We start from the raw sequence: 21,056 nt of genomic DNA on the forward strand, positions 1-21,056 counted from the left end.
AGAATTAATTGCGGCCAGTTGGGGTGCAATCAATTGTTTTATTATAGATATCAATATCACACTCTTGTTCATTCCAAGGCGCTGCTGCGATAAAGTTAACACTACCGGCTACTATATTAATGCGACCTGCATACACTGTTGGCGCATTTATTTCTAGATCCAGGCCTGAGTCACCTAATTTGCAATACCTCGTTGTCTCGCTTGATTTGAGTATTTTGACAGCAATGCATGGATCGCTTTTCAACACATATGCTACAAATCTTTCCTTTTGAGTATCAAGGCGATAGTCTGTTGCATAAAAACGATAATCTGTATTTACATTTGCCATTGCGGATAATGAAATTAGTGCTATTGCATAAGAGAGTCGTCTCATAGTAGATGCCCCCAACATTTTTCAAACCTATTCAAGTCTCCCCCTTTTTAGCCAAGTTTTGTCTTTCACCACTTTATAAAAAAATGAGCTTGTACCGATTAAACCATTTTTAATATCGTTGACTAAGACATTATGAACCAAGCACGGATACTGCCTTTAGGATCGTCACCTGAATAAGTTAAGTCAACCAACACATCCTTAATATTTGCTGGAAGTTTGTCCCATCTTATGACATGTTCCTTATCGTAGGTAGCACGGAAACTTTTAAGATTATAGTTGGTTTTGATTTGTTGGTTTGCAACTTATTTTTTTTCTGTATACTTCGATACGACAACGTTGCTCCCCCCAAGGGGCTGCAGCAGTAAAGTATACACTACCACCGCCAACATCAAATTGGGTAGCGTAAAGGCTCGGTGTATCTCGTTGCAAGTCAAGGTCATTATCTCCTAGCTTACAGTATCTTGTTTTTTCTCCAGAATTAATCATTTTTACAATTATACAAGGGTCGCTTTTGAGTATATATGCAGCAAATCTTTCCTTGTTTGCTGCTGGAATGTAATCGGTTTGATAGAATCTATAATCCTCAATTACTTCTGCGCAAACTGAACTGGAAATTACTGCAATTATGAAGAATAATTTATTCATAGTAAGTGGTTTCTGCGATTGTTTAAACGATTTTTATCAACGCCATATTTGTAATACCAAGCTTCATCATCCATAATTCGAAAAAATTCCGATAGTGGTCCAGTTAGTCCTTGTTTAATATCGTTGAATAAGGCAGGTATGAACCAAGCTCGAGTACTACCTTTAGGATCATCGCTACCAGCGTTATCGCCTCGGTAAGTTAAGTCAACCAACACATCCTTAATATTTTTTGAGAGTTTTTCCCATCTTATAATATGTTCCTTATCATAGGCAGCGCGGACATCGGCTTTAGTAACAAGTCTTTCTGTTTCTTTTTCGTACCAAGGGTAAATCTCCAAAAACAAAAAATGTTGCTGTTTCCGTGTAAGCTCTTGTTCAATTTTAGCAACCATAGTGTTGAGTAGTTTGTAGTGTTCATAAGCCGCTTGCTGAGTTTTTCCCGCACCGTCTTGAAGCCATTTGAGCAAGCTGTCAGAAATCGGATTACAGTGCTTAGCAACATTTGCAAATAATTGCGTTATTTCATCAGGTGTACGCTTTCCGATGTCTAAGCCTCTACCAAAGGTGATGCCAGACTCACCAATGACAACGCCGTCATTGTGTGGGATATGTGGAATGCGTGTGAAGTAAGGACTAGCGACAATATCATCACCTTCTGAGCTAAATGTTAATTGTCCTTTTGGTACATTCAACCATTTTTCATTCATTTCGTCATCATCAGTGTTTTCAATTTGTGTTTGTACCGAAGTTTTTTTCTCAGGTGCTACAACAATGACATCACCAACATTAATTAGATGTTCTCGACCTTTATATTGCGGGTTTAATCAACGATTTCAGAAAGTGTTAATCCATTACTTTTTGCTATCTGAGATAAGGAATCCCCAGCTACAACAGTGTGTGTCATAGGCGGTTGGGAGGGTTCTATTTTTGGTACATTATTTGTTAATGCTGCTTGTTATTTATTGTAGTTTGCTAAGGCTTCATCATATGAATTGCCGAAGCCTCCTGGAGTTGGTGTGGCCCAATATGCGAATGTTCTGGGTGGAAAAGGGCAGGACGGTTCATTTAATTGTGGTCTTGGGTTAGCTTTTGCTTTCATATCAGCTTCATAAGCCATCGAACCCACAGGGAATATGCTTTCTTTTGTTGCCATAATTTTTGGTTAATTCGCAGTCTGATACTAGTAAAATTTAGTCTATCATGTGACTACACTTGCAATCTCACCAAAGTAATAGTGAAAATGTAGGTTTTAGATTGTAAACAGTGGTCAATAACACGAGCACAACAAAGACATCAAGGTAACATTACATTTGGCCGTTTTATTAAGGCTTCGGTGCGTTTGGTTGGCTCAACGTGGTACACCTTATTGTAGGAGTAGTTAATGTATCAAGAACCATGGTCTGATATAAGTGAATACCAAGACGGTCATAGATCAGCAATTAAAAGTGAATTGCTGAAGGAGCTTGGAAAGAACCACGATTTGTTTGGTGTTGAGCTAACGGTTCTGGCTAAACGTGAGAATTGCGATGACATTCTCGTTGCTTCTGGTTCGAGCTATTTTATAGTACACCTTACTTGGTCAGGAAGGGCAGAGACTACCCCTTATCCATTGACTGTAAAGTTGCTGTCTTTGGCTGATCTCAAAGAAAGGCTGAAGCAAGATTCAGAGCAATATTAAGATAGTGATATAATCAGGTAGCCGGAGGTATTACCCTCCAGCCCCACACCACCCTGCATGCGGATCTGCACAGGGCGGTTTATTCAGAACACCTAACCTACATTTTCTGGTTAGGTTCTTTGCTTGTAATACCACGTCACAACGGCATCATGGATGCTTGCCACACTCAAAGTGATAGAATAGTATCACTTTAGTATTCTTTTGGAGCAGCTCTGATGAAAGTAGAACTAGTTACATCACTCAAACGTCAAGCAACTAAGATCCTTGCCGATCTCCACAATTCCAAAGAACCCGTGTTGATTACCGAACATGGTAAGCCATCGGCATATCTAGTAGATGTTGACGATTACGAGTTTATGCAAAATCGTTTGGCGATTCTGGAGGGCATTGCACGAGGCGAGCGCGCATTAGCTGACGGTAAAGTGGTCAGTCACGATGAAGCCAAGGACAACATGTCAAAATGGCTGAAATAATCTGGACTGATCCAGCGCTATCTGACCTCAATGATATCGCTGAATACATCGCACTTGAAAATGTCGTAGCTGCAAAGCAATTGGTTCAAACGATCTTCTCTAAAGTTGAACGCCTAGAAACCTTCCCTGAATCGGGTCGCATTCCACCCGAACTAGAACATCTAAGTTATCGTGAAGTTGTCGTTAATCCGTGTCGTATTTTCTATAAACAAGATGGCAACAAAGTATTTATTCTGTTTATTATGCGCGTCGAAAGAGATTTACGTAAGTTATTATTGAACAAGCAATAACCTTTAGTTATGAGCGGCTAACAGGGCGGTTCATTCCGAACGCTTAACCTACATTTCGGGTTCACTTCTTGGCCTCGAGAATGAACAGCGCTCCATCCGTCTTTCAGTGAAAATAATCCCACGTTCCTGAGGTCATCATTACTCAGTGCTTGCTACTTGATAAATTAACTTAAGAATTAGTGTATTAGGTCGCTTTTAATTATCATCGTACCTGCGATACCGTCCTTCAAGATGAGATGTAGACAATGAATAAACTAATTATGTTGCGTAACCTACTGGTTATATCAGTACTTGCTATTTTAGCGGGCTGTGCCAACCCCAAAATAGACAATGCAGAAGGTAAACGCGTGCTCATTGTCGCGGGGGAAGGTATGAACTCGACCTATGAAGACCAACCCTCAGCCAACGCGTTTTTGCATGATGTAGGGAAAACCTTTGCCACGGATCTTGGGCTTAAGCTTGAGGAGTTCGGTGTCGAACCGTTTCTCTTTGTCAGCAAAGATTCTGCAACGCTACAACAACAATATCAACGTGTAATAAACCGTATGCTTGAGAGTGGCAAGGTCGATGGTATTGCCAAAGTAGAAGTCCTGCACACAAAAGATGAACAAACCAATGAAATCGCCCTGCACGTCACTTACTATACAACCGAGCCTTGGGTAAGGGCCTGTGAACGTAACCTCACAAACAAGTGCAACAAAGTGTCATCCATCAAAGAAGTCGGCACCATGAAATATGTGGTTGTGGACGGTAAAACACAGCAGTTCAACCAAACGCCGATTAATAAAACGGTAACCAATATGGCCTTGTTTATCTATCGCGCAGAGCAGTGATCATTGAACCTTAGACCTTGAATAACATCACATTCAGAGTAAATAAATATGACGTTCCAGTAAGATCACCTTACTGGACTTTTGAATTTTGAAGAATAGCGTATTTAATGGTTATTATATGAAAGTAATATTTGTCACACTGTTTACGTTTGTTATTAGTGGGTGTTCAACAATCGCGTCTAAACTTCCTTCTAATAGCTCACTGGGTGTCCCATACGCCGGAACAGAATATGCATTGGTTAATACCTTTAATTGCAACTTTCTTGTTTTAAAAGAGTATCCGCCATTACTTATACTATCAATCCCGATATCTGCGATAGATATCGGAAGCTCCGTAATAGCCGATACGGTTTTATTACCGATAGATTTATTACCTATAGCCAATGATCATAAAGATAAAACCAGTATTTGCTCCTTTAATTTTTAAGAACGTTGATTAATTTTAATTCCAGTAAATCGCAATACCAAAAAAACAAGAATAAAGAATGATGATAAACATGCGAGTTTCAAACAGATTCAGAGTAATAACCTTAACGATGGCGGCGGGATTATTTTCTGGTTGTAGCCTGCTGCCTAACAGTAGTGACAATGAAATCACGGCCCTGATGACTGATTTAAGCAGTTGCCAATACGACGACAACGAACGAAAAGTCATGTATCAAGCGGCAGGTGCGGGTAACAGACTCCCCTTCCCTCTGCTTTTCTGTGAAGGAAAACGCAGTGAGACTTTTAATCATCGCTGGCAAGCAAGTCGACGAGCCATGGACTATCACATTATTGGCAGCCATTTTGAGGCTGACGGTTATGGTGCCGCCTTGATTGAGATCACCATGCCTGATTGGGGGGCATTATGTGATATCAACCCTGACTGGCAAGGCGATACTTGTGACCATCTTGTTTATGGGTTTAACGCCCCACACATAGAAAAGCGGCCACAGTATTCCTCATTCTACATATTTAAAGAACAAGACAAGATGGCATCCATAAAAGATGTCCCTGTCACCAAAGACACCATTTTAATGCCGCTTAAACACGATGCGAGCGGTAAACTCATTGCCAACTGGGTTGAAGATGAAGGCGCGTCGAGAGCCAATCAGGCCTTGGCCGATAAATTGGGTGAGGACATCGGACAAATCAAAGTACAGCCTTTTAATGTAGACTATGACTTGTTAGAGCAAAAAACATTGCCGGCTGAATATCAAGGTGTCTTCTATTATGCAACGCCACAATTTATTGATTACAGCCCACGACCAGCGGCCAAATACTCCATTCCGCTACGACGCGGGGTAAAAGTACGTGGCTATAAAACCTCGATTTATCGCGCATTACCTATGTGAATGATATAGATAATCACTAATTCTTTGTCTAATAAATGGCAGTACATTTTATAGTACTGCCATTTATATCCTAAGTAAGTCACTGTTCCATTCGTAGCATTAACTTTTTATCTAGTTCCCGTACAAAATCCGAGTAATTTACTTTGATTACGTCTAAGTCTTAGAGCATCGCTTTAATCCAAACCATGCGATGATCTGAAGAAACTGATTTACCGTTTCCTGAACCGATACGAATATCGTTAAACAACTTTCTACCGTTCTCGTACGACGCAGCCCAATACACGCCTGTATCAATAATCTTCAGGTTTGCAGACGGCATCGCGTAGTCTACTCCAAGGCCAAATGTTGACGTGACGCGGTTGGGATATGGATGATTGGCGACTTTATATTCAGCAGCACCGTAGCTGGTTGGGTATAACTCACCATTCATTACTTTCTGGTTCACTAACGGGTTATCATGAAGTGTTTTCATCACCGCACTCTCACCATCACCGGCAACTGGATCTAGATTTTGGTCACCCATGATAACGAACTTGGCACCATCAGCTAAACCACCATTCTGACCTGCATCGTCGTAGAAAAACCTTTTACCTTGAATATATTGATTCCAGAACTCAACTTCTGCTGCATTTTGAGCTTTGTTTTTGCCTGTATCAAATACGGGGGGTGTAGGGTGAGACATAAGTAGGTGAACGACTTCTTTACCACTCTTAGTTGGAATAATAATTGGCGCATCGACATGGTTCTTGGAAGATAGGCGAACTTTTTCCCACTCTTCAGGGGTATACCATTCATCACCACAACTCATACCCGCTGGTATAGCCTGTGAGTTGTCACACATTGTGATAGTTGGAATGTGCTCACCTTCAAGATCTTTCCACTTAAATGATTGAAAGGTGCGAGTATTATCAGTATCAATTTCATATTGTGACATTAGCGCAAACGCATATTGGCCGTGATAAAGACCAAAACCCCAAGCATCTGCCGGACCTTGAATCTTGCCGTCATTATTTAGGTCAAGGCCGCTAAATAACCCTGTATTTGTACTATAAGACTCAAAGTAAGGATATTGAATTGGTTCAAGGTTTGCTTCACCACCCGCACCATCAATGCTTTGAGCTACCGATAAATAGTTTGCCTGGAAGCCAATGAGCGCCGCTTTGTCTTCACCGATACCATCATTGTTGTACTCAGCCATCATAAGAACGTTAGGGCGATTCTTCTGAATAATTGCAGCCACATTACGAATTTGGATCACTTTTTCTGCAGTCGTTTTGTCATCTTCAGCAATTGTACCGTCTAAATATGCTGTGACGAGTTCTTGTTGTTTCGCTGGCAAAATTTGCATTTCAGCGACAAGGTCTGCAAATGTATTGCGGTCAAATGAAAGATTATACGTCGCAATTTTCACCTCTGTTGGCTGTACAGGAACCTGTTCAGTTCCTTTATTACTACAACCAGCCAGAAGAGCAGCACTGATAATTAAAGCTAGAGGGGTGGTAAAAGTATTCATAAGCATGGCTTACCATTTAGAGTAATTGCTCAATACTATTAGAGTTAATCCCGCACCACAGTGATTACAGTCACAGAGAGGAGATGTTCATTTCATTAGTTACCCATGTATATGTGATTCTTGTAACAACTATACCCAAGTTACCTCAAGATGCTCGTTTCAGCGAGAATGTATTGGTTTTTAATCAAGGCGTAGATTTGTAAACATAGTCGCTCTACGTTAAAAATCTGCAACGCAGAGTAAAAACCAATAAAACTCGCCCTTTGGGAGTGAGTCAGCACACCCACTTCGGTGTCAAATTAGCTCGAAAGGGAATAGCCATTCCAGCGCTAATTTTCCTTGAATTGAGCGTGCTGAGCTCACTCTGAATCCTGCATCTTGAGGTAGCTTGGGTATACAGCGTTTCAACTGTAATCGTGTACCTTTGGGCTGATTTTTATTCCAAATTTTAATGTTTAAATTCGATTAATTTTGACGGGGATGTGATCTTTATCGTATGGGTATAAGATCGAGCATGATCTGCGACACCTCAGATGTAAAAAACGGGCTTTCGCCCGTTTTTTATCGTTTGAATTACAAGTTCGGTTTATATTCAAAACCTGCTTGGGCTTCACTATCAGTGAAACTGTTAACTTTCTTCTTATCAAGCAGCATGCTATTGACCAATGAACCCGGGAACATTTCAATTGCGTTATTAAACGCTTCTACATTGCCATTGAAAATACGAATCGCAGCACCAATTTGTTCCTGCTGTTCGCTTATCTCAGCCATCAACTTAAGATACAGATCCGAAGCCTTTAATTCTGGGTAAGCTTCTACTGTTAGCTTTAAGCCGTCTAGGAGTTCACGAGTATGCTGCTCTGCGGCGGCCAACAGTTCTGTATTAACCCCCGCATTCATTTCGGCTATCGCACTACGTAGTTCTGTGACTTTAATCAGAACGCCAGACTCATGCAGCTTATATTGCTCAACTAATTCTTCAACAATCGGGATAATTTTATTTTTTTGACGCTCTTGGTTCAACACCGAAGCCCAAGCACGATCGACAGCATTGTATTTACCGATAATGGCGTTGTATTGCGTGACAAAATACCACCCGACAGCGATAACGAAGATTAGCAGTAACATGCCAGACATATCCATTGTGTTTCCTTATTATAAAATTTTCAGCTTAAAGGCTAGTTTTGAAATTGTTATCACATAAACGCATTAAATCGTGGGCAACGTCCAGAATCTCCTTCAACTTGACTAATTCTGTATGGCCCGCAATTTCTGTATGAAAAGCGGTAGGGTCAGCCAAACCATGCTTACGCTTTGCAGAGATTAATTTACTTTCGGAAGAAATACACAATCGTCCATCGCGACTGATTTCCACAGTCGGCTCAAAAAAACGATTATTGACATCCAACAGTTTTATAACTATAGCGGGGTTAAGGAACCGAGCAGTAGAGAGTTCATCGCCAGTCTGGACATTATAGCTGTCATTAAATTCCGTTGATTCCGTCAGATACTTAATGCCATCTTGTTTCAACTTTTTAGTTGAATCTATACATACATCCGATGCGTAGGGGAAATCTAACAAAATACCATATCGGTCATGATACTCATGCTCTGTCTTGGTTTCATACCCACCCTTACCATCAGACACCGTCTTGTTCTTTGTAATATAGTAATTGAAATGAAAAAGACGATAGGTGAATTGATGCTCTTCGCCTTGGTACTCTCCCTCACAAAGCTGCAACATATCTTGTGAGCCACTACCCCGTACGAATTCGCGAAAGTGTTGCTTCAATACGTTAATTTTATCCCGAGAGGAAAACTTGACCTCTTTGATATTGTTATTAAACAATGCATCCAGTAAAAATATCCGGTCCGACAAATCATTACGCCAATGAGTTCGGAAGGATAACCACATCCAAAGACCGAACGTCACACTAACGAGTATCATCATGAATGTGAATTCTGCGGAGTCAATCTTTCCCACACTGAGCAGGTAACCAAAGCCATACACGCCATCCCAATACACCTCAGGCCAATCAGGAGCATATTTTGCAACCGCAACCATCGCAGCTATAAGTATCAGCACATTCAGCCCAGTCGGTATAGGGTATTTACCTTTCTCGTAAAAATAGTTCATTAAAACGGTGCCCAATACAACCGGCAACCAAAAACAGGAGCCGCGGACAAGGTATGTGACGACTAGCTCAGCCCATTCGTAATCATTATGAATAAACGCTAAAAATAGAATTAGAACACAAGATGTGACCATCAACCATTTAATAATATGCATGATAGGATCACGATAATCCAGCGGACCAGGATGGTGTTCAACTTGCGTAATGACTGCTAATAAATCATCCTGAGTGGTCGCAGCATTAACAGCATGAGTCAGCTGTTCTATATTTTTCGCGACAATACGATTGCGATGCATGAAATTTCCTTTCTTTTGTCACTACAGCCCTAGAAGGCTAAAACAAGGCGGGAATTATACCTAAAGTCAACATAACATACAGTCACTTAGGCTAACGTTTGGTTTTTATTCGGCGTATATTGCTATATCAAACCCAACTTAAAGTTCAATATTTTATCGGCAGGGAATGTTTAATACTAAAAAAGCCCTCTAGGTAGAGGGCTTCTGATTTAATGGCAAAGAATAAAGCGATTAAACATGTTCACTGCTGAACATTCTATCTAACGTATTCTCTTTATTGCCTAGATACATCTCAACATACTGCTCTGCGGCTTCATGCCACTCAAAACGACATGCCATTGCATTTTGCTGTAATCGCTTAAACTCTTGAGGTTTCTGACAATATAACAGCAAACTGCGCTGTAGCTTGATTAACAAAGCTTCTGGTGTAGGTGCGCTAAAAATGAAACCTGTCGCAACCTGTGGCGTCTGATCGTAATCAATTACCGTGTCGACTAAACCACCCACACTACGGACTATAGGTAAAGTGCCATAGGCAAGGCTATATATCTGATTCAATCCACACGGCTCAAATTCAGACGGCATCAAGAAAAAGTCAGCCCCGGCTTCTACACAGTGCGCCAATGGGTTGTTATAAGCTTCAACGAATGCCAATTTTTCCGGGAATCGCTCACTCACGTTACGCAGCTCGACGGCCAAGACAGGATCACCACTACCGACAATAACGAGTTGAACATCATTCACCAAGAAGTCCGCTAATATCGGTAACAAATAATGAATGCCTTTCTGTTCAGTAAGACGGCAGACCATCCCGTACACGGGCACATCCTCGACCGGTAAGCCTACCTGTTGCTGTAAATCACGCTTACAAGCTTTCTTACCTCGGGCAAGGCTCACCTTATTGGCTTTGAACGACTGCTTAATATACGGATCGGCTTCAGGGCTCCAGTCACTATAATCACAGCCATTAACGATACCATACAGATCATTCGCTCGGCGTTGGAAGTCAGCGTCCATGCCATGCGAGCCTAGATGTGTTAGCAACTCTGCCGCATAATTTGGACTGACCGCATTAATTCTATCAGCATAAGCCACTCCCGCTTTTAGCATACTGATATGAGATGGGTCGATCTCCGCCTCAAGATAGCGTCGCTGAATAAGCTCAGGAATTAAACTGTATTGATCGTAATTAAAGACGCCCTTGAACACCGCATTATGAATGGTGATTACACTTTTCGTCTCTGCAAAGAACACGTCATTGGCATAACGAGTACGTAATAAAAAGGGAACGAGTCCAGTATGCCAATCATTACAGTGCACAATGTCAGGCTGAAAATCTATTTTTTCGCACAAGTCCAGTGCTGCAGCACTGAAAAACGCAAACCGTTCTCCATTGTCTGCATAGCCTTCATTGTTCTCAGCATATATATCAGCTCGATCGAAGTACTGTGGTGCATCAACGCCATAGACGGGTACGTCACCGCTAAATAGCTGCTTGATCTGATAAGGTACCGCATGCGGCTGCGTGAGAACGTTAAGTTCAGTACTTAACAGTGAAACTGCCTGCTCACGGCCTTCAACTTTACGGTATAGAGGCATCACTATACGTACATCATGCCCTAGATTCATCAGTGCGGCTGGGAGCGCCTTCGCCACATCAGCTAACCCCCCCGTTTTGACTAAACCGTCGACTTCGGAAGCGACAAATAAAATACGTAGCGGCTTCACTGTCGTTTTTTTACTAATAACCAATTTTTGCCCCTTTAGGTATTACGACAATGCCTTCATCCGATACGTGGTATTTTTTCTTGTCTTCTTCCAGGTTCTCACCGATAACGGTTCCCGGTGCGATATGAACATCTTTATCGATGATTGCGCGGCGAATCGAACAATTAGCCCCAATCTTCACATCACCGAGAATGACTGACTCACTGATGGTTGTACAATGATCGACATTGGTTCGGAAGCCCAGAATAGACTTATGCACCTTAGCACCACGAATATAACTACCTGCTGAAATCATACAGTTATTTATATCCACCTTGCTGTCTTCGCTATCAAGCACCGTTGCTGGCGGCAATGGCGGATAAAAGGTATGCAACTGCCACTGACTGTTATACAACGAGAATGGTGCATCTTCAGATAAGAGATCCATATGTGCTTGCCAGTACGACTCTATCGTACCAACATCACGCCAATAGCCCGCTGTCTTCTCGCCCGGAATAATGTTTTTGGTAAAGTCATAGACAAACACTTTACCCTCTGGAAATAGCTTAGGAATGATGTCTTTGCCAAAGTCATGGCTTGATGCGTCATTTACCGCATCCTCTTCAAGCTCTTTGCAAAGCACACCTGTTTCAAATATATAATTCCCCATTGATACCAATGCATGTTCAGGATCGCCAGGAATACACTTCGGATTGGCTGGCTTTTCTTCAAATCCAACCATGCAGCCGTTTTCATCGACTTCAATCACCCCAAAAGCACTGGCTTCACACAAAGGCATACGCAATGCTGATACTGTCAAATCTGCTTGCTTATCCTGGTGGAAATCAAGCATTTGCTTAACATCCATTTTATAAATATGATCACTGCCAAAGATACAAACTTGATCCGGTTCTTCAAGTTGAATAAACCGTAAGTTTTGATATATCGCATCTGCAGTACCATCATACCAACGCTTCCCCTTTCTCATTTGCGCGGGGATAGGGTCAATAAATCGCCCTGTAATACCTGAAATATTCCACCCTTTTTTCATATGTACATAAAGAGACTGTGACTTAAATTGAGTCAGTACATATATTTTCAGTAAATCTGCATTTAGAAAATTATTCAATGCAAAATCAATCAACCGGTAACTGCCACCAAATGGCACTGCAGGTTTAGTCCGAGTATCTGTCAAAGGGCGTAGACGAGACCCTTCTCCTCCAGCCAAAATCATTCCTAAAACGCCAGCCATGGTGTACCTCCTTGTAAATAAGCAATCAATCACATATATACCACATTGATATACTCGATGAGAATGCTATTTTACTGAAATGTCGTAAATATTTTTCAAAATGGAGACTTTTATCGCATAGCGTTTAGTCGGTATCGATCACATTCGGTGCAAACACAGCCGATTTTAACTTGGCATTTACCATCAATACACACTATTGCAATCAGGCCATAATATCCGAGTATTGAGCAAACTCTCCCCCTTAATCCCATTTAGTATTGCGATCTACGCCCTTCAATCTCCTCCCCTCAACTCGGTCATTAAAGCTGAGTACTTTTACCAAATTGGTCAGTAGACTTCAGTGAGTTCAATTAAAGGACATAACAAATGACGACAAGCGTTTCAAAACAACAACCAAAAGCAACGAATGTCATTCTGCACGCGTTTGACTGGCCATATCAGCGTGTGGCTAAACACGCTACAGCCATTGCTCTAGCAGGCTTTAAAGCTGTTCTCGTTTCTCCACCGATGAAGTCATACAAAAACAATCACGGCACTCCATGGTGGCAACGATACCAACCTCAAGATTATCGGGTTATCGACAATCAATTAGGTAATACCACTGATTTTATTTCTATGATTGAGACGTTAAATCAGCATGATTTACATGTGTATGTTGATGTCGTATTTAACCACATGGCAAATGAATCAAAACAACGGACCGATCTCTCATATCCGTCTGACGAAACACTCGCAGAATACAAAAAAGAAGAAGAATATTTTAATAAAAACAAACTATATGGTGATTTATCAAAGCCTATCTTCTCTGGCCAAGATTTTATTACTGCCTTTCCCATAGCAGACTGGAATAATCCTTGGGAAGTGCAACACGGCAGGCTCAGCGGCGGTCTTGATGACCCAGGACTACCAACCCTAAAGAACAACCAAAATGTAATAAAACAACAACAAAACTATCTCACTACATTAAAGCAATTAGGTATAAAAGGGTTTCGAATTGATGCGGCAAAGCATTTAACCCTTGAGCATATCCAGCAGGTATGGGACAAAACGATCAGTGAAGGTGTACATGTCTTCGGAGAGATTATTACCGATGGGGGAGCGACTAAAGAAGAATATGCGCTTTTTCTGGCACCTTATCTGCAAAACACAACATTAGGTGCTTACGATTTTCCGCTTTTTCATTCCATTTACAACGTATTAGAAAACAATGAGTCAATGACGACCTTGCAGAATCCTTATTCTGTTGGTCAAGCATTGGCATTTGATAGAGCTATCACCTTCGCGATCACGCATGATATTCCTAATAATGACGTGTTCTTAAATCAAGTCATGAGTGAACAAAATGAAACATTAGCTTATTGTTACATACTCGGTCGCGATGGCGGCGTACCACTGATCTACAGTGATTTAAACACCAGCGGTATAGTGAATCAGGCAGGCTCCCCTCGATGGGAAGACTGCTGGCAAGATCCGCAATTGAAACAGATGATCACGTTTCATAATATGATGCATAAGCTCCCCATGGTTGTACTTGATATTGGCGAGCACCATTTAATGTTTAGCCGGGGTGATCAAGGCATTGTTGCAATCAACAGTGGCTCCGAACCTGTTACACTACAGCTCCCAGCAGGTTATTATACCGATTTATTATCCCCTGATTTTAAAGTTGAAACGGAGACTCGAGAACAGACTAATCGCAGCAATGGGCTGATAACACGTAGTATGCAGCTGCAAAACAAACATTGCGCCATGCTGGTTAAAGTAAACGACACACTCGATGAATAAGGTAACCGCGGGGATCTTTTTCCTCGCGGTTGTGTACAATGATCGACAGAATCGTCATGGTCCCCACCACATCCATACTTCAGCCTTACTCTATATCTAGAATTTTACCACTAAACAGATCGAGCTCTATTTCAACTTCTTGCCCAGCGGCATTTCGCGCCTCGACTTCAATTTCGTTCTCGTCACGCTCTACCTTGATTTTACGAAAATCGTGATAGCCTTTGTCTTGCAATAGCTGCATAGCCTTAGGTACGGTTATCTCAGGAGCGGCTGCGGATCCAACTGGTTTAGCAAATGCAAGCACAGGCATTACTCCCATTAAGACGACTAATATATATTTCAAAGTTAACTGCATACACTTCACCTGTATTTTCTATCTTATCCCTATTATACCGAACACTTTCTCGATTCATTCTGCTTTATCGCCATGGATGTGGGCCTAAGTTACCTTTCAAACCTGTTATTGCTCAAAAGCCAACCATTTATACAGAAATGAACCCATTGATCACACGAAGGTATAGACTATACGGTATACCTTAAGTTCTTCTCGCAATAACTGGGGGGACATAATGACATCGAACTATCGTGTTGAATCCGACAGCATGGGTGAAGTAAGAGTGAATAAAACAGCACTCTTTCAAGCTCAAACACAGCGCGCTATCAATAACTTTCCGGTTAGCGGTCTGACTATGCCTCCTTTATTTATCCGTGCACTTGCTTTTATCAAGCAAGCGGCCGCTCGAAGTAACCTTGATCTCAATTTACTCGGTCATGAAAAAGCCCACGCGATCATTGATAGTTGCCAAGAGATCATAGATGGTAAACATAGTGACCAATTCCCTATTGATGTATTCCAAACGGGATCTGGCACTAGTTCCAACATGAATGTTAACGAAGTGATTGCTTCACTGGCAACAACAAAGCTCAAAGAAAAAGTCAGTGCCAACGACGACGTCAATATGGGACAAAGTAGCAATGATGTTATCCCCACCGCAATACAAGTAAGTGCTGCTCTTGCCTGTCACACACAATTATTCCCTGCGCTAGACCATGCAATCGCGGCAATTACCAGCAAAAATGAAATCATAGGACATGTTGTTAAAACAGGCCGAACACACCTTATGGATGCAATGCCCATCACACTAGGCCAAGAACTTAGTGGCTGGCAAACGCAGCTCACTAAAACTCGACAAGGCATCGTTCAATCACTGGAAGCTGTAATAGCCCTTGCACAAGGAGGTACCGCAGTCGGGACAGGCATCAATACCGAACCTGAGTTTGCTGCTATTTTTGCCAACAATATTTCCATATCAACTAAGATCCATTTCACTGTCAGTGAAAACTTTTTTTACAACCTCAGTAGTCAAGATGCGATTGTCGCTTTATCCGGCCAACTGAAGACCGCTGCAGTGGCGATGATGAAAATATCGAATGATCTCCGCTGGATGAATTCAGGGCCACTTGCCGGACTGGGCGAAATTGAATTGGAAGCGCTACAACCAGGTTCCTCTATTATGCCGGGTAAAGTAAATCCGGTGATCCCGGAGTCCACAGCAATGGTTGCAGCTCAGGTGATGGGAAATGACACGACAATTACAATCGCTGGTCAATCAGGTAATTTTCAGCTTAATGTGATGCTTCCCGTGATTGCTTATAACGTTCTACAAAGTATTGAGCTTCTCGCCAACGGCTTTACTTTACTCGCTGACAAGGCCATCAGCTCTTTCGCTATTCGTACCGATACCCTACAGAAAGCACTGGCTCGAAACCCGATACTGATAACCGCTTTGAATCCGCTTATTGGCTATCTAAAAGCGGCCGATATCGCAAAAAAAGCCTATGCTGAACAACGTGATATTATCGATGTTGCCGTAGAAGAGACCAACTTAAGCCGAGAGCAACTAACCAAACTGCTTAACCCTTACCACCTCACGCAAGGCGGATTAGCAGAAGAGAGTCACTCAACTCATCGTACGGATGGCAAGTCAAATCAAAACAAGATTTAAAATTCAGGATCTAGGGACCAGAATCCAGGATTCAGAAAATACTTATGATCAGCACCTTGTTCAGGGAGCAGTGTCTTACCGCTAGTGATCGGCTTTTGATGATGTGGGGTAGTAAATATGGAGCTGACCATCTTTGGCCGTCCCATATAGTAGCCCTGAAAAAAATCAGCACCGAGTGTGATAGCAGCAAGGTAGCACGCTTTATCTTCAATACCCTCGATCAACACCTTACTCCCTATCTCGCGTGCTAGCGCTATCGCATCTTGCATCGGCATTGGGTTGCCATTGAGATAATCCTGCAATAACGATTTATCCATTTTAATTAAATTAGGGTTTAGCGCTCTCGTGCGTTGCTCAGCAGAGCCTGCCACACCATAATCATCAATCGCAATTTTAAATCCACGACGATGATATGAATTTATAGCGTGGACCAAATCCTTATCATTCTCACAGTAATGCTCTAAAATTTCGATATAAATTCGCTCAGGTGAAAGACCAAGCTCAAATAATCGCGGTAAAAAAATAGATTCCGTCAACTGCTGACGATTACCATCAATGATGGCCACAGGCGCCATATTAATGAACAAGTTTGAAGTCGAAAAAGAATGTGCAAAATTTCGGAGATGAATAACCCTTGCAAGGCGATCAAGGTTTATCAGGTGCGTTTGTTCAAGTTGGTAAGCATGGATAATATTACCCGTATCAATGAGCTGTTGTGACGAGTTAAAGATCCGCAATAACGCTTCATACGCAAACACATTTCCATCAGGAGTGAAAATAGGCTGAAAAGCACTTACCAATATTAAGTCATGATAATGCGCATAATATGACCCATCATCAAGACACATCAAGTGACTTTCTAGTTCTTCTCTCATCCTTAACACTGTGTCCACTAAATTCCCAATCCTGCTGCAGCTTGTTGTTAAAATACACTATTATTCAAATAGTATGCACTCTAATGGGTATGATACCAAAAGTTTCACTATACTATCGAGACAGCGCGACCCCTTCTGTCTCATAAATGAGAAAAGTACGTTTTTTCTCTCATTTTTACTTTTTAACTGCCAGTTAATGATCTCTGCAAAGCGTCAAGGTAGAATTACTCTCCTTTAGTGCCCATCCGCCTCGCGAGATGAGGTATAACATACGTCACGATAGATCAGCTTATGCACTCCCCGGAACACTGTTTTACGCCTTTTATTGCCAATATTGAAAGCATTACTCTGCCGGAGCGCTTCAATTACCCGTTTTACTACGAACCTCACCCATTGTGTTTACTCGCAGCGGAGGAGCTTCAACAACATCTCCAATCACAGAATAACTGGGAACACAATTTCGGCCTGAACGGAGAAACAGAAAACGCTATCGGCAAAATGTTCGGCGTTCTATTGGTTCAACGACAAAATGGAGATATTGGTTATCTTTCTGCTTTTTCAGGAAAAATGGCCGATCAAAACCTACTCCCTCACTTTGTGCCTCCCGTTTTCGATATGCTAACAGAAGGTAGCTTCTTTCTAGAAGAACAAGCTGACATTAATCAAATTAACCAGCAAATTGATAAACTAGAAGCAAACCCTCTCATTGCGACACTGCAAAGCTCACTTAACGTTGAAAAGCATTCAGCTGATGAGCAGTTAAAAGTACATCGTAGCAACATGGTTGAAGCACGGAAGATCCGCAAAACAAAACGTGCTGCTGGTGCTGAACTCTCTGTTGATGAACGCAATGCGCTAAAAACCCAGCTAAGCCAAGAAAGTGTCATAGAAAAGCTTCAATTAAGGGACCTGAAAATCCATTGGGAGACACGCATCTCAGAGATTCAGGCACAACTTGATGCACTCATTGCTGAAATTACACCATTGAAAAACCAGCGAAAAAACCTATCATCAGCACTTCAAAAGAAACTATTCGAACAATATCGTTTTTTAAACGTTCAGGGTATTGAAAAAAACTTAAGCGAATTATTTGCTAGTACCACACAAGGTGTTCCCCCAGCTGGTGCCGGAGAGTGCGCCGCACCCAAGCTACTCCAATATGCATTTAAATGGGGTTTTAAGCCTCTTGCCATGGCTGAATTTTGGTGGGGTAGCTCGCCAAAATCAGAAATTCGCCGACATAAGAACATCTACCCTGCCTGTCAGGGTAAATGCCAACCGATACTGACCCACATGCTTGAAGGTATGGATGTGGATGACAACCCATTGCTTCTCAATCCGGCCGAGGGCAAAGTGGTTGATATTATTTACCAGGATGATGATATCGCCATCGTCAACAAGCCCGCCGAATTTCTGTCTGTTCCAGGCAAAAATATTGAAGATTCTGTTTATTTAAGGATGCAACAAGCGTTCCCAGATGCCACCGGGCCACTCATCGTGCATCGCCTAGATATGTCAACGTCCGGGCTTATGGTAATTGCTCTCACAAAGCGGGCTAACAAAAGCCTGCAAAAGCAGTTTATTCAACGGACGGTAAAAAAACGTTATACCGCGCTGATCGACGGTGTTTTAGCGTTGGATGAGGGCATCGTCAATTTACCGATACGAGGTGACTTAGATGACAGGCCAAGACAGCTGGTATGTTACAAACACGGTAAATCGGCCGAAACGAAATTTGAAGTGATTTCCCGAACACAAACCCAAACAAAAGTGCATCTCTATCCTAAAACGGGTCGAACCCACCAGCTACGGGTACATTGTGCTCATAGCCAGGGATTAAACATGCCCATAATCGGTGATGACTTGTATGGCGTTAAAGCCAATCGCTTGCATCTGCATGCTGAAACCTTAGAGCTTGAACATCCTATCACTCATGAGCTGATGCATTTTCAGGTTGATGCCGAGTTTTAATACTCCCATAGTTCAACCAGATCTTGCTCTCACATAACAAAACACCCCATGACAATACATATCGTCATGGGGTGTTTTAATAAACTAGAATGACCCGTTATTAACTACGATTGATATTCGCCGCTATGAATGTGTTGCAACAGCTGCAGGCGCTTCTTCTTTCGTAATGAACAACTTGTACGACATGATGCCAATCACCATGGCCTTAATGATCATCATTTGAGGATTACCGTAATACCCCACCATGCCAACAAAACCAGAAAGCAACATCAATACACGGTATTTTTTCAGATCAGTCATGTACATTGCTACAAGAATCACACCCAAATCCGCAAATTGGAATGCAACCATCATGGTTGGTTCCGCAATAAAGGATGTCACAGCAAAATACATAATTGTTGCGATACCCAGCGCCATCGCCCCACCCAGTATCGCTATCAAGGTTTTAGATACTTTAGTGAAATCTTTGGCGTAACGATACGCATTAATACTCATTACTGACAGATTTAAGATGACCTTCGCGTGCCAACCCATTAAAAAGGCCCAAACAATGTCATTCGCAGCAGATCCAAATGCTGCGAAACGTGTTGCTTTCATGCTGTTGAACACGGTTAAAGAAATATAAAAAGCAACACTGGTCCAGCCTAGCACATCAACAATAAAATCCATTGTTGTTTCCCCTCGGATCATCAAAACTTGGTGGGTGATAGTAAAGGGGATCAGGCGACATAACAAGCAACATTTCATCCAAAATTAGACATAAATTCTGAATAATTTAATTTTTCAAGGTTATCACCCTTAAAATCAGCAAGTTAAACGACTAAAACAATCCTTTATAGAATATAATATCGAGCAAAATTTAACCAATTACACCCATAAAGCTCAAAAAACACCCTGCCAAATACGAATGTTATCCACAATTTCTGGGGATAGATTGTGGCTATTCCTGTCGATAATTTTTACCATTTCACTGCTACTTGCTTCTACAGCATGATCACGTACACCGCATCATAAGGGCAAATTAGTTCCCTCAAAAAATTGACCCTATCATTAGCAGTAACTGCTAGAACGGAATAATCAGCTCAACAGAGTTTCAATTGCGCAAGTTTTATATAATTTGGTACATTTTCGTACAAGTATTTGAGATCAGCATCACACACTTATGTGTATAATGCACCGCAGGAACAACCTATCGAATATGAACAATGAAAAGCAAAGGCTTCACCTTAATTGAGATGGTCACGGTTATCGTCATTCTTGGTATTCTTGCCGTTGTGGCAGCACCAAAATTTCTAGACACACAACGTGATGCTCGAAATGCTGTACTCAAGGCCGTCGCTGGCATCCTCATGTCGAGCGCTGATGTCACCTATGGAAAAATGGCAATTGATGGACTGGAAGGGTACGAATATGTCACCAACCAGCCTAGTAGCAATGAAAATAGCGTTCAAGCGTCTCTCCCCTTTCCTGGATGTGAAAAAAATGGACATTCATACTGTGTGTTCCGCTACGGGTATCCAGATGCTGACCCTCTGACCATTTCTCATATCATCGATGGTATCTACGATGGCACAAAGAAAGACTACGACTTTGTCTCCATTTATGGTCATGACGGCTATGAAGACTCTTCATTTATTACCTTTAAAAACAATGTTGTTGGTACAAGTGAAGAGAATGACAAACTTAAAGAGATGCGTTGTTATATCAAATATACCCCCGCAAAAGCACTTGGCGAGCATCCAACGGCTACCGTTGTTCCTTGCTAAAATGACAATCACGTCCGACTGATAACGGCCTTATCACGTTAGGTTTTACTTACTACACCAATAAATAAAACCGAATATCATTATGCTCAGTCCAGACGTACTCTTAACGGATAATCACGCG

The 21,056-nt window shown here is 41.8% G+C and carries 22 protein-coding genes; 10 read left to right on the top strand and 12 right to left on the bottom strand.

Translation table 11 applies throughout. The annotated features are described in order from the left end of the window. Nucleotides 1-4 precede the first annotated feature (4 nt). The 4 genes from L4D12_RS12955 to L4D12_RS12970 all read right to left on the bottom strand — a co-directional run bounded on the left by L4D12_RS12955 (nucleotide 5) and on the right by L4D12_RS12970 (nucleotide 2,171). A complete protein-coding gene (locus tag L4D12_RS12955) occupies nucleotides 5-391 on the bottom strand; it encodes a hypothetical protein (protein ID WP_428448265.1) in 387 nt (128 codons plus the stop codon). Between the two features lie 252 nt (nucleotides 392-643). Continuing rightward, the gene (locus tag L4D12_RS12960; protein WP_428448266.1) at nucleotides 644-1,018 is read right to left on the bottom strand and encodes a hypothetical protein; all 375 of its coding nucleotides are present in this window, start codon (nucleotides 1,016-1,018) and stop codon (nucleotides 644-646) included. Next, the gene (locus L4D12_RS12965) at nucleotides 1,015-1,725 is read right to left on the bottom strand and encodes a pesticin C-terminus-like muramidase (RefSeq protein WP_428448267.1); all 711 of its coding nucleotides are present in this window, start codon (nucleotides 1,723-1,725) and stop codon (nucleotides 1,015-1,017) included. The genes L4D12_RS12960 and L4D12_RS12965 overlap by 4 nt, the downstream gene beginning before the upstream one ends. 248 nt (nucleotides 1,726-1,973) lie before the next feature. Beyond that, nucleotides 1,974-2,171, bottom strand: a complete 198-nt coding sequence (locus tag L4D12_RS12970) for a hypothetical protein (protein WP_428448268.1) — start codon at nucleotides 2,169-2,171, stop codon at nucleotides 1,974-1,976. 228 nt (nucleotides 2,172-2,399) lie between these two features. Here L4D12_RS12970 and L4D12_RS12975 point away from each other — a divergent pair, with 228 nt between their 5' ends. The 6 genes from L4D12_RS12975 to L4D12_RS13000 all read left to right on the top strand — a co-directional run bounded on the left by L4D12_RS12975 (nucleotide 2,400) and on the right by L4D12_RS13000 (nucleotide 5,629). Continuing rightward, nucleotides 2,400-2,696, top strand: a complete 297-nt coding sequence (locus L4D12_RS12975; protein ID WP_428448269.1) for a hypothetical protein — start codon at nucleotides 2,400-2,402, stop codon at nucleotides 2,694-2,696. 215 nt (nucleotides 2,697-2,911) lie between these two features. After that, nucleotides 2,912-3,169: a type II toxin-antitoxin system Phd/YefM family antitoxin gene (locus tag L4D12_RS12980; protein WP_428448270.1), complete on the top strand. Its 258-nt coding sequence runs from the start codon at nucleotides 2,912-2,914 to the stop codon at nucleotides 3,167-3,169. Then, a complete protein-coding gene (locus L4D12_RS12985) occupies nucleotides 3,157-3,459 on the top strand; it encodes a type II toxin-antitoxin system RelE/ParE family toxin (protein ID WP_428448271.1) in 303 nt (100 codons plus the stop codon). The genes L4D12_RS12980 and L4D12_RS12985 overlap by 13 nt, the downstream gene beginning before the upstream one ends. Nucleotides 3,460-3,704: 245 nt before the next feature. Next, on the top strand, nucleotides 3,705-4,292 hold the full coding sequence (locus L4D12_RS12990) for a type 2 periplasmic-binding domain-containing protein (RefSeq protein ID WP_428448272.1): 588 nt from the start codon (nucleotides 3,705-3,707) through the stop codon (nucleotides 4,290-4,292). Nucleotides 4,293-4,410: 118 nt separating this feature from the next. Continuing rightward, the gene (locus tag L4D12_RS12995; RefSeq protein WP_428448273.1) at nucleotides 4,411-4,719 is read left to right on the top strand and encodes a YceK/YidQ family lipoprotein; all 309 of its coding nucleotides are present in this window, start codon (nucleotides 4,411-4,413) and stop codon (nucleotides 4,717-4,719) included. Nucleotides 4,720-4,789: 70 nt separating this feature from the next. After that, on the top strand, nucleotides 4,790-5,629 hold the full coding sequence (locus L4D12_RS13000; RefSeq protein WP_428448274.1) for a hypothetical protein: 840 nt from the start codon (nucleotides 4,790-4,792) through the stop codon (nucleotides 5,627-5,629). A gap of 160 nt (nucleotides 5,630-5,789) precedes the next feature. Here L4D12_RS13000 and L4D12_RS13005 read toward each other — a convergent pair whose 3' ends face one another. The 5 genes from L4D12_RS13005 to glgC form a co-directional block, all read right to left on the bottom strand. Then, entirely contained in the window at nucleotides 5,790-7,142 is a 1,353-nt protein-coding gene (locus L4D12_RS13005; RefSeq protein WP_428448275.1) for an endonuclease/exonuclease/phosphatase family protein, read from the bottom strand. A gap of 573 nt (nucleotides 7,143-7,715) precedes the next feature. Beyond that, entirely contained in the window at nucleotides 7,716-8,285 is a 570-nt protein-coding gene (locus L4D12_RS13010) for a LemA family protein (protein WP_428448276.1), read from the bottom strand. A gap of 28 nt (nucleotides 8,286-8,313) precedes the next feature. Continuing rightward, complete coding sequence (locus L4D12_RS13015; protein ID WP_428448277.1) at nucleotides 8,314-9,573, bottom strand: DUF3137 domain-containing protein; 1,260 nt, start codon at nucleotides 9,571-9,573, stop codon at nucleotides 8,314-8,316. A gap of 231 nt (nucleotides 9,574-9,804) precedes the next feature. Beyond that, on the bottom strand, nucleotides 9,805-11,325 hold the full coding sequence (glgA, locus tag L4D12_RS13020) for a glycogen synthase GlgA (RefSeq protein ID WP_428448278.1): 1,521 nt from the start codon (nucleotides 11,323-11,325) through the stop codon (nucleotides 9,805-9,807). Further along, the gene (gene glgC, locus L4D12_RS13025; RefSeq protein ID WP_428448279.1) at nucleotides 11,315-12,532 is read right to left on the bottom strand and encodes a glucose-1-phosphate adenylyltransferase; all 1,218 of its coding nucleotides are present in this window, start codon (nucleotides 12,530-12,532) and stop codon (nucleotides 11,315-11,317) included. The genes glgA and glgC overlap by 11 nt, the downstream gene beginning before the upstream one ends. A gap of 366 nt (nucleotides 12,533-12,898) precedes the next feature. Here glgC and L4D12_RS13030 point away from each other — a divergent pair, with 366 nt between their 5' ends. Then, entirely contained in the window at nucleotides 12,899-14,317 is a 1,419-nt protein-coding gene (locus L4D12_RS13030; RefSeq protein WP_428448280.1) for an alpha-amylase family glycosyl hydrolase, read from the top strand. Nucleotides 14,318-14,402: 85 nt separating this feature from the next. Here L4D12_RS13030 and L4D12_RS13035 read toward each other — a convergent pair whose 3' ends face one another. After that, nucleotides 14,403-14,672, bottom strand: a complete 270-nt coding sequence (locus tag L4D12_RS13035; protein WP_428448281.1) for a PepSY domain-containing protein — start codon at nucleotides 14,670-14,672, stop codon at nucleotides 14,403-14,405. A gap of 214 nt (nucleotides 14,673-14,886) precedes the next feature. Between L4D12_RS13035 and L4D12_RS13040 the strand changes: the two genes are divergently transcribed. After that, a complete protein-coding gene (locus tag L4D12_RS13040) occupies nucleotides 14,887-16,323 on the top strand; it encodes a class II fumarate hydratase (RefSeq protein WP_428448282.1) in 1,437 nt (478 codons plus the stop codon). Here the strand turns inward: L4D12_RS13040 and L4D12_RS13045 are convergent. Beyond that, nucleotides 16,320-17,198: an EAL domain-containing protein gene (locus tag L4D12_RS13045; protein ID WP_428448283.1), complete on the bottom strand. Its 879-nt coding sequence runs from the start codon at nucleotides 17,196-17,198 to the stop codon at nucleotides 16,320-16,322. The two genes, L4D12_RS13040 and L4D12_RS13045, sit on opposite strands and share 4 nt — an antisense overlap. Nucleotides 17,199-17,489: 291 nt before the next feature. On the opposite strand from L4D12_RS13045, the gene L4D12_RS13050 reads away from it, so the two are divergent. Beyond that, the gene (locus L4D12_RS13050) at nucleotides 17,490-19,169 is read left to right on the top strand and encodes an RluA family pseudouridine synthase (RefSeq protein WP_428448284.1); all 1,680 of its coding nucleotides are present in this window, start codon (nucleotides 17,490-17,492) and stop codon (nucleotides 19,167-19,169) included. Nucleotides 19,170-19,292: 123 nt separating this feature from the next. On the opposite strand, the gene L4D12_RS13055 is transcribed toward L4D12_RS13050, so the two are convergent. Next, on the bottom strand, nucleotides 19,293-19,838 hold the full coding sequence (locus L4D12_RS13055) for a hypothetical protein (protein ID WP_428448285.1): 546 nt from the start codon (nucleotides 19,836-19,838) through the stop codon (nucleotides 19,293-19,295). 536 nt (nucleotides 19,839-20,374) lie between these two features. Between L4D12_RS13055 and L4D12_RS13060 the strand changes: the two genes are divergently transcribed. Beyond that, complete coding sequence (locus L4D12_RS13060) at nucleotides 20,375-20,935, top strand: type II secretion system protein (RefSeq protein WP_428448286.1); 561 nt, start codon at nucleotides 20,375-20,377, stop codon at nucleotides 20,933-20,935. The last annotated feature ends 121 nt before the right edge of the window (nucleotides 20,936-21,056 follow it).

This window comes from Photobacterium nomapromontoriensis (assembly GCF_050336815.1).
Lineage (GTDB): Bacteria > Pseudomonadota > Gammaproteobacteria > Enterobacterales > Vibrionaceae > Photobacterium > Photobacterium nomapromontoriensis.

Coding starts and splice junctions, on each gene's coding strand:
- L4D12_RS12955 (WP_428448265.1), bottom strand. CDS start 391: ATGTTGGGGGCATCTACTATGAGACGACTCTCTTATGCAATAGCACTA.
- L4D12_RS12960 (WP_428448266.1), bottom strand. CDS start 1,018: ATGAATAAATTATTCTTCATAATTGCAGTAATTTCCAGTTCAGTTTGC.
- L4D12_RS12965 (WP_428448267.1), bottom strand. CDS start 1,725: ATGAATGAAAAATGGTTGAATGTACCAAAAGGACAATTAACATTTAGC.
- L4D12_RS12970 (WP_428448268.1), bottom strand. CDS start 2,171: ATGGCAACAAAAGAAAGCATATTCCCTGTGGGTTCGATGGCTTATGAA.
- L4D12_RS12975 (WP_428448269.1), top strand. CDS start 2,400: ATGTATCAAGAACCATGGTCTGATATAAGTGAATACCAAGACGGTCAT.
- L4D12_RS12980 (WP_428448270.1), top strand. CDS start 2,912: ATGAAAGTAGAACTAGTTACATCACTCAAACGTCAAGCAACTAAGATC.
- L4D12_RS12985 (WP_428448271.1), top strand. CDS start 3,157: ATGGCTGAAATAATCTGGACTGATCCAGCGCTATCTGACCTCAATGAT.
- L4D12_RS12990 (WP_428448272.1), top strand. CDS start 3,705: ATGAATAAACTAATTATGTTGCGTAACCTACTGGTTATATCAGTACTT.
- L4D12_RS12995 (WP_428448273.1), top strand. CDS start 4,411: ATGAAAGTAATATTTGTCACACTGTTTACGTTTGTTATTAGTGGGTGT.
- L4D12_RS13000 (WP_428448274.1), top strand. CDS start 4,790: ATGCGAGTTTCAAACAGATTCAGAGTAATAACCTTAACGATGGCGGCG.
- L4D12_RS13005 (WP_428448275.1), bottom strand. CDS start 7,142: ATGAATACTTTTACCACCCCTCTAGCTTTAATTATCAGTGCTGCTCTT.
- L4D12_RS13010 (WP_428448276.1), bottom strand. CDS start 8,285: ATGGATATGTCTGGCATGTTACTGCTAATCTTCGTTATCGCTGTCGGG.
- L4D12_RS13015 (WP_428448277.1), bottom strand. CDS start 9,573: ATGCATCGCAATCGTATTGTCGCGAAAAATATAGAACAGCTGACTCAT.
- glgC (WP_428448279.1), bottom strand. CDS start 12,532: ATGGCTGGCGTTTTAGGAATGATTTTGGCTGGAGGAGAAGGGTCTCGT.
- L4D12_RS13030 (WP_428448280.1), top strand. CDS start 12,899: ATGACGACAAGCGTTTCAAAACAACAACCAAAAGCAACGAATGTCATT.
- L4D12_RS13035 (WP_428448281.1), bottom strand. CDS start 14,672: ATGCAGTTAACTTTGAAATATATATTAGTCGTCTTAATGGGAGTAATG.
- L4D12_RS13040 (WP_428448282.1), top strand. CDS start 14,887: ATGACATCGAACTATCGTGTTGAATCCGACAGCATGGGTGAAGTAAGA.
- L4D12_RS13045 (WP_428448283.1), bottom strand. CDS start 17,198: ATGAGAGAAGAACTAGAAAGTCACTTGATGTGTCTTGATGATGGGTCA.
- L4D12_RS13050 (WP_428448284.1), top strand. CDS start 17,490: ATGCACTCCCCGGAACACTGTTTTACGCCTTTTATTGCCAATATTGAA.
- L4D12_RS13055 (WP_428448285.1), bottom strand. CDS start 19,838: ATGGATTTTATTGTTGATGTGCTAGGCTGGACCAGTGTTGCTTTTTAT.
- L4D12_RS13060 (WP_428448286.1), top strand. CDS start 20,375: ATGAAAAGCAAAGGCTTCACCTTAATTGAGATGGTCACGGTTATCGTC.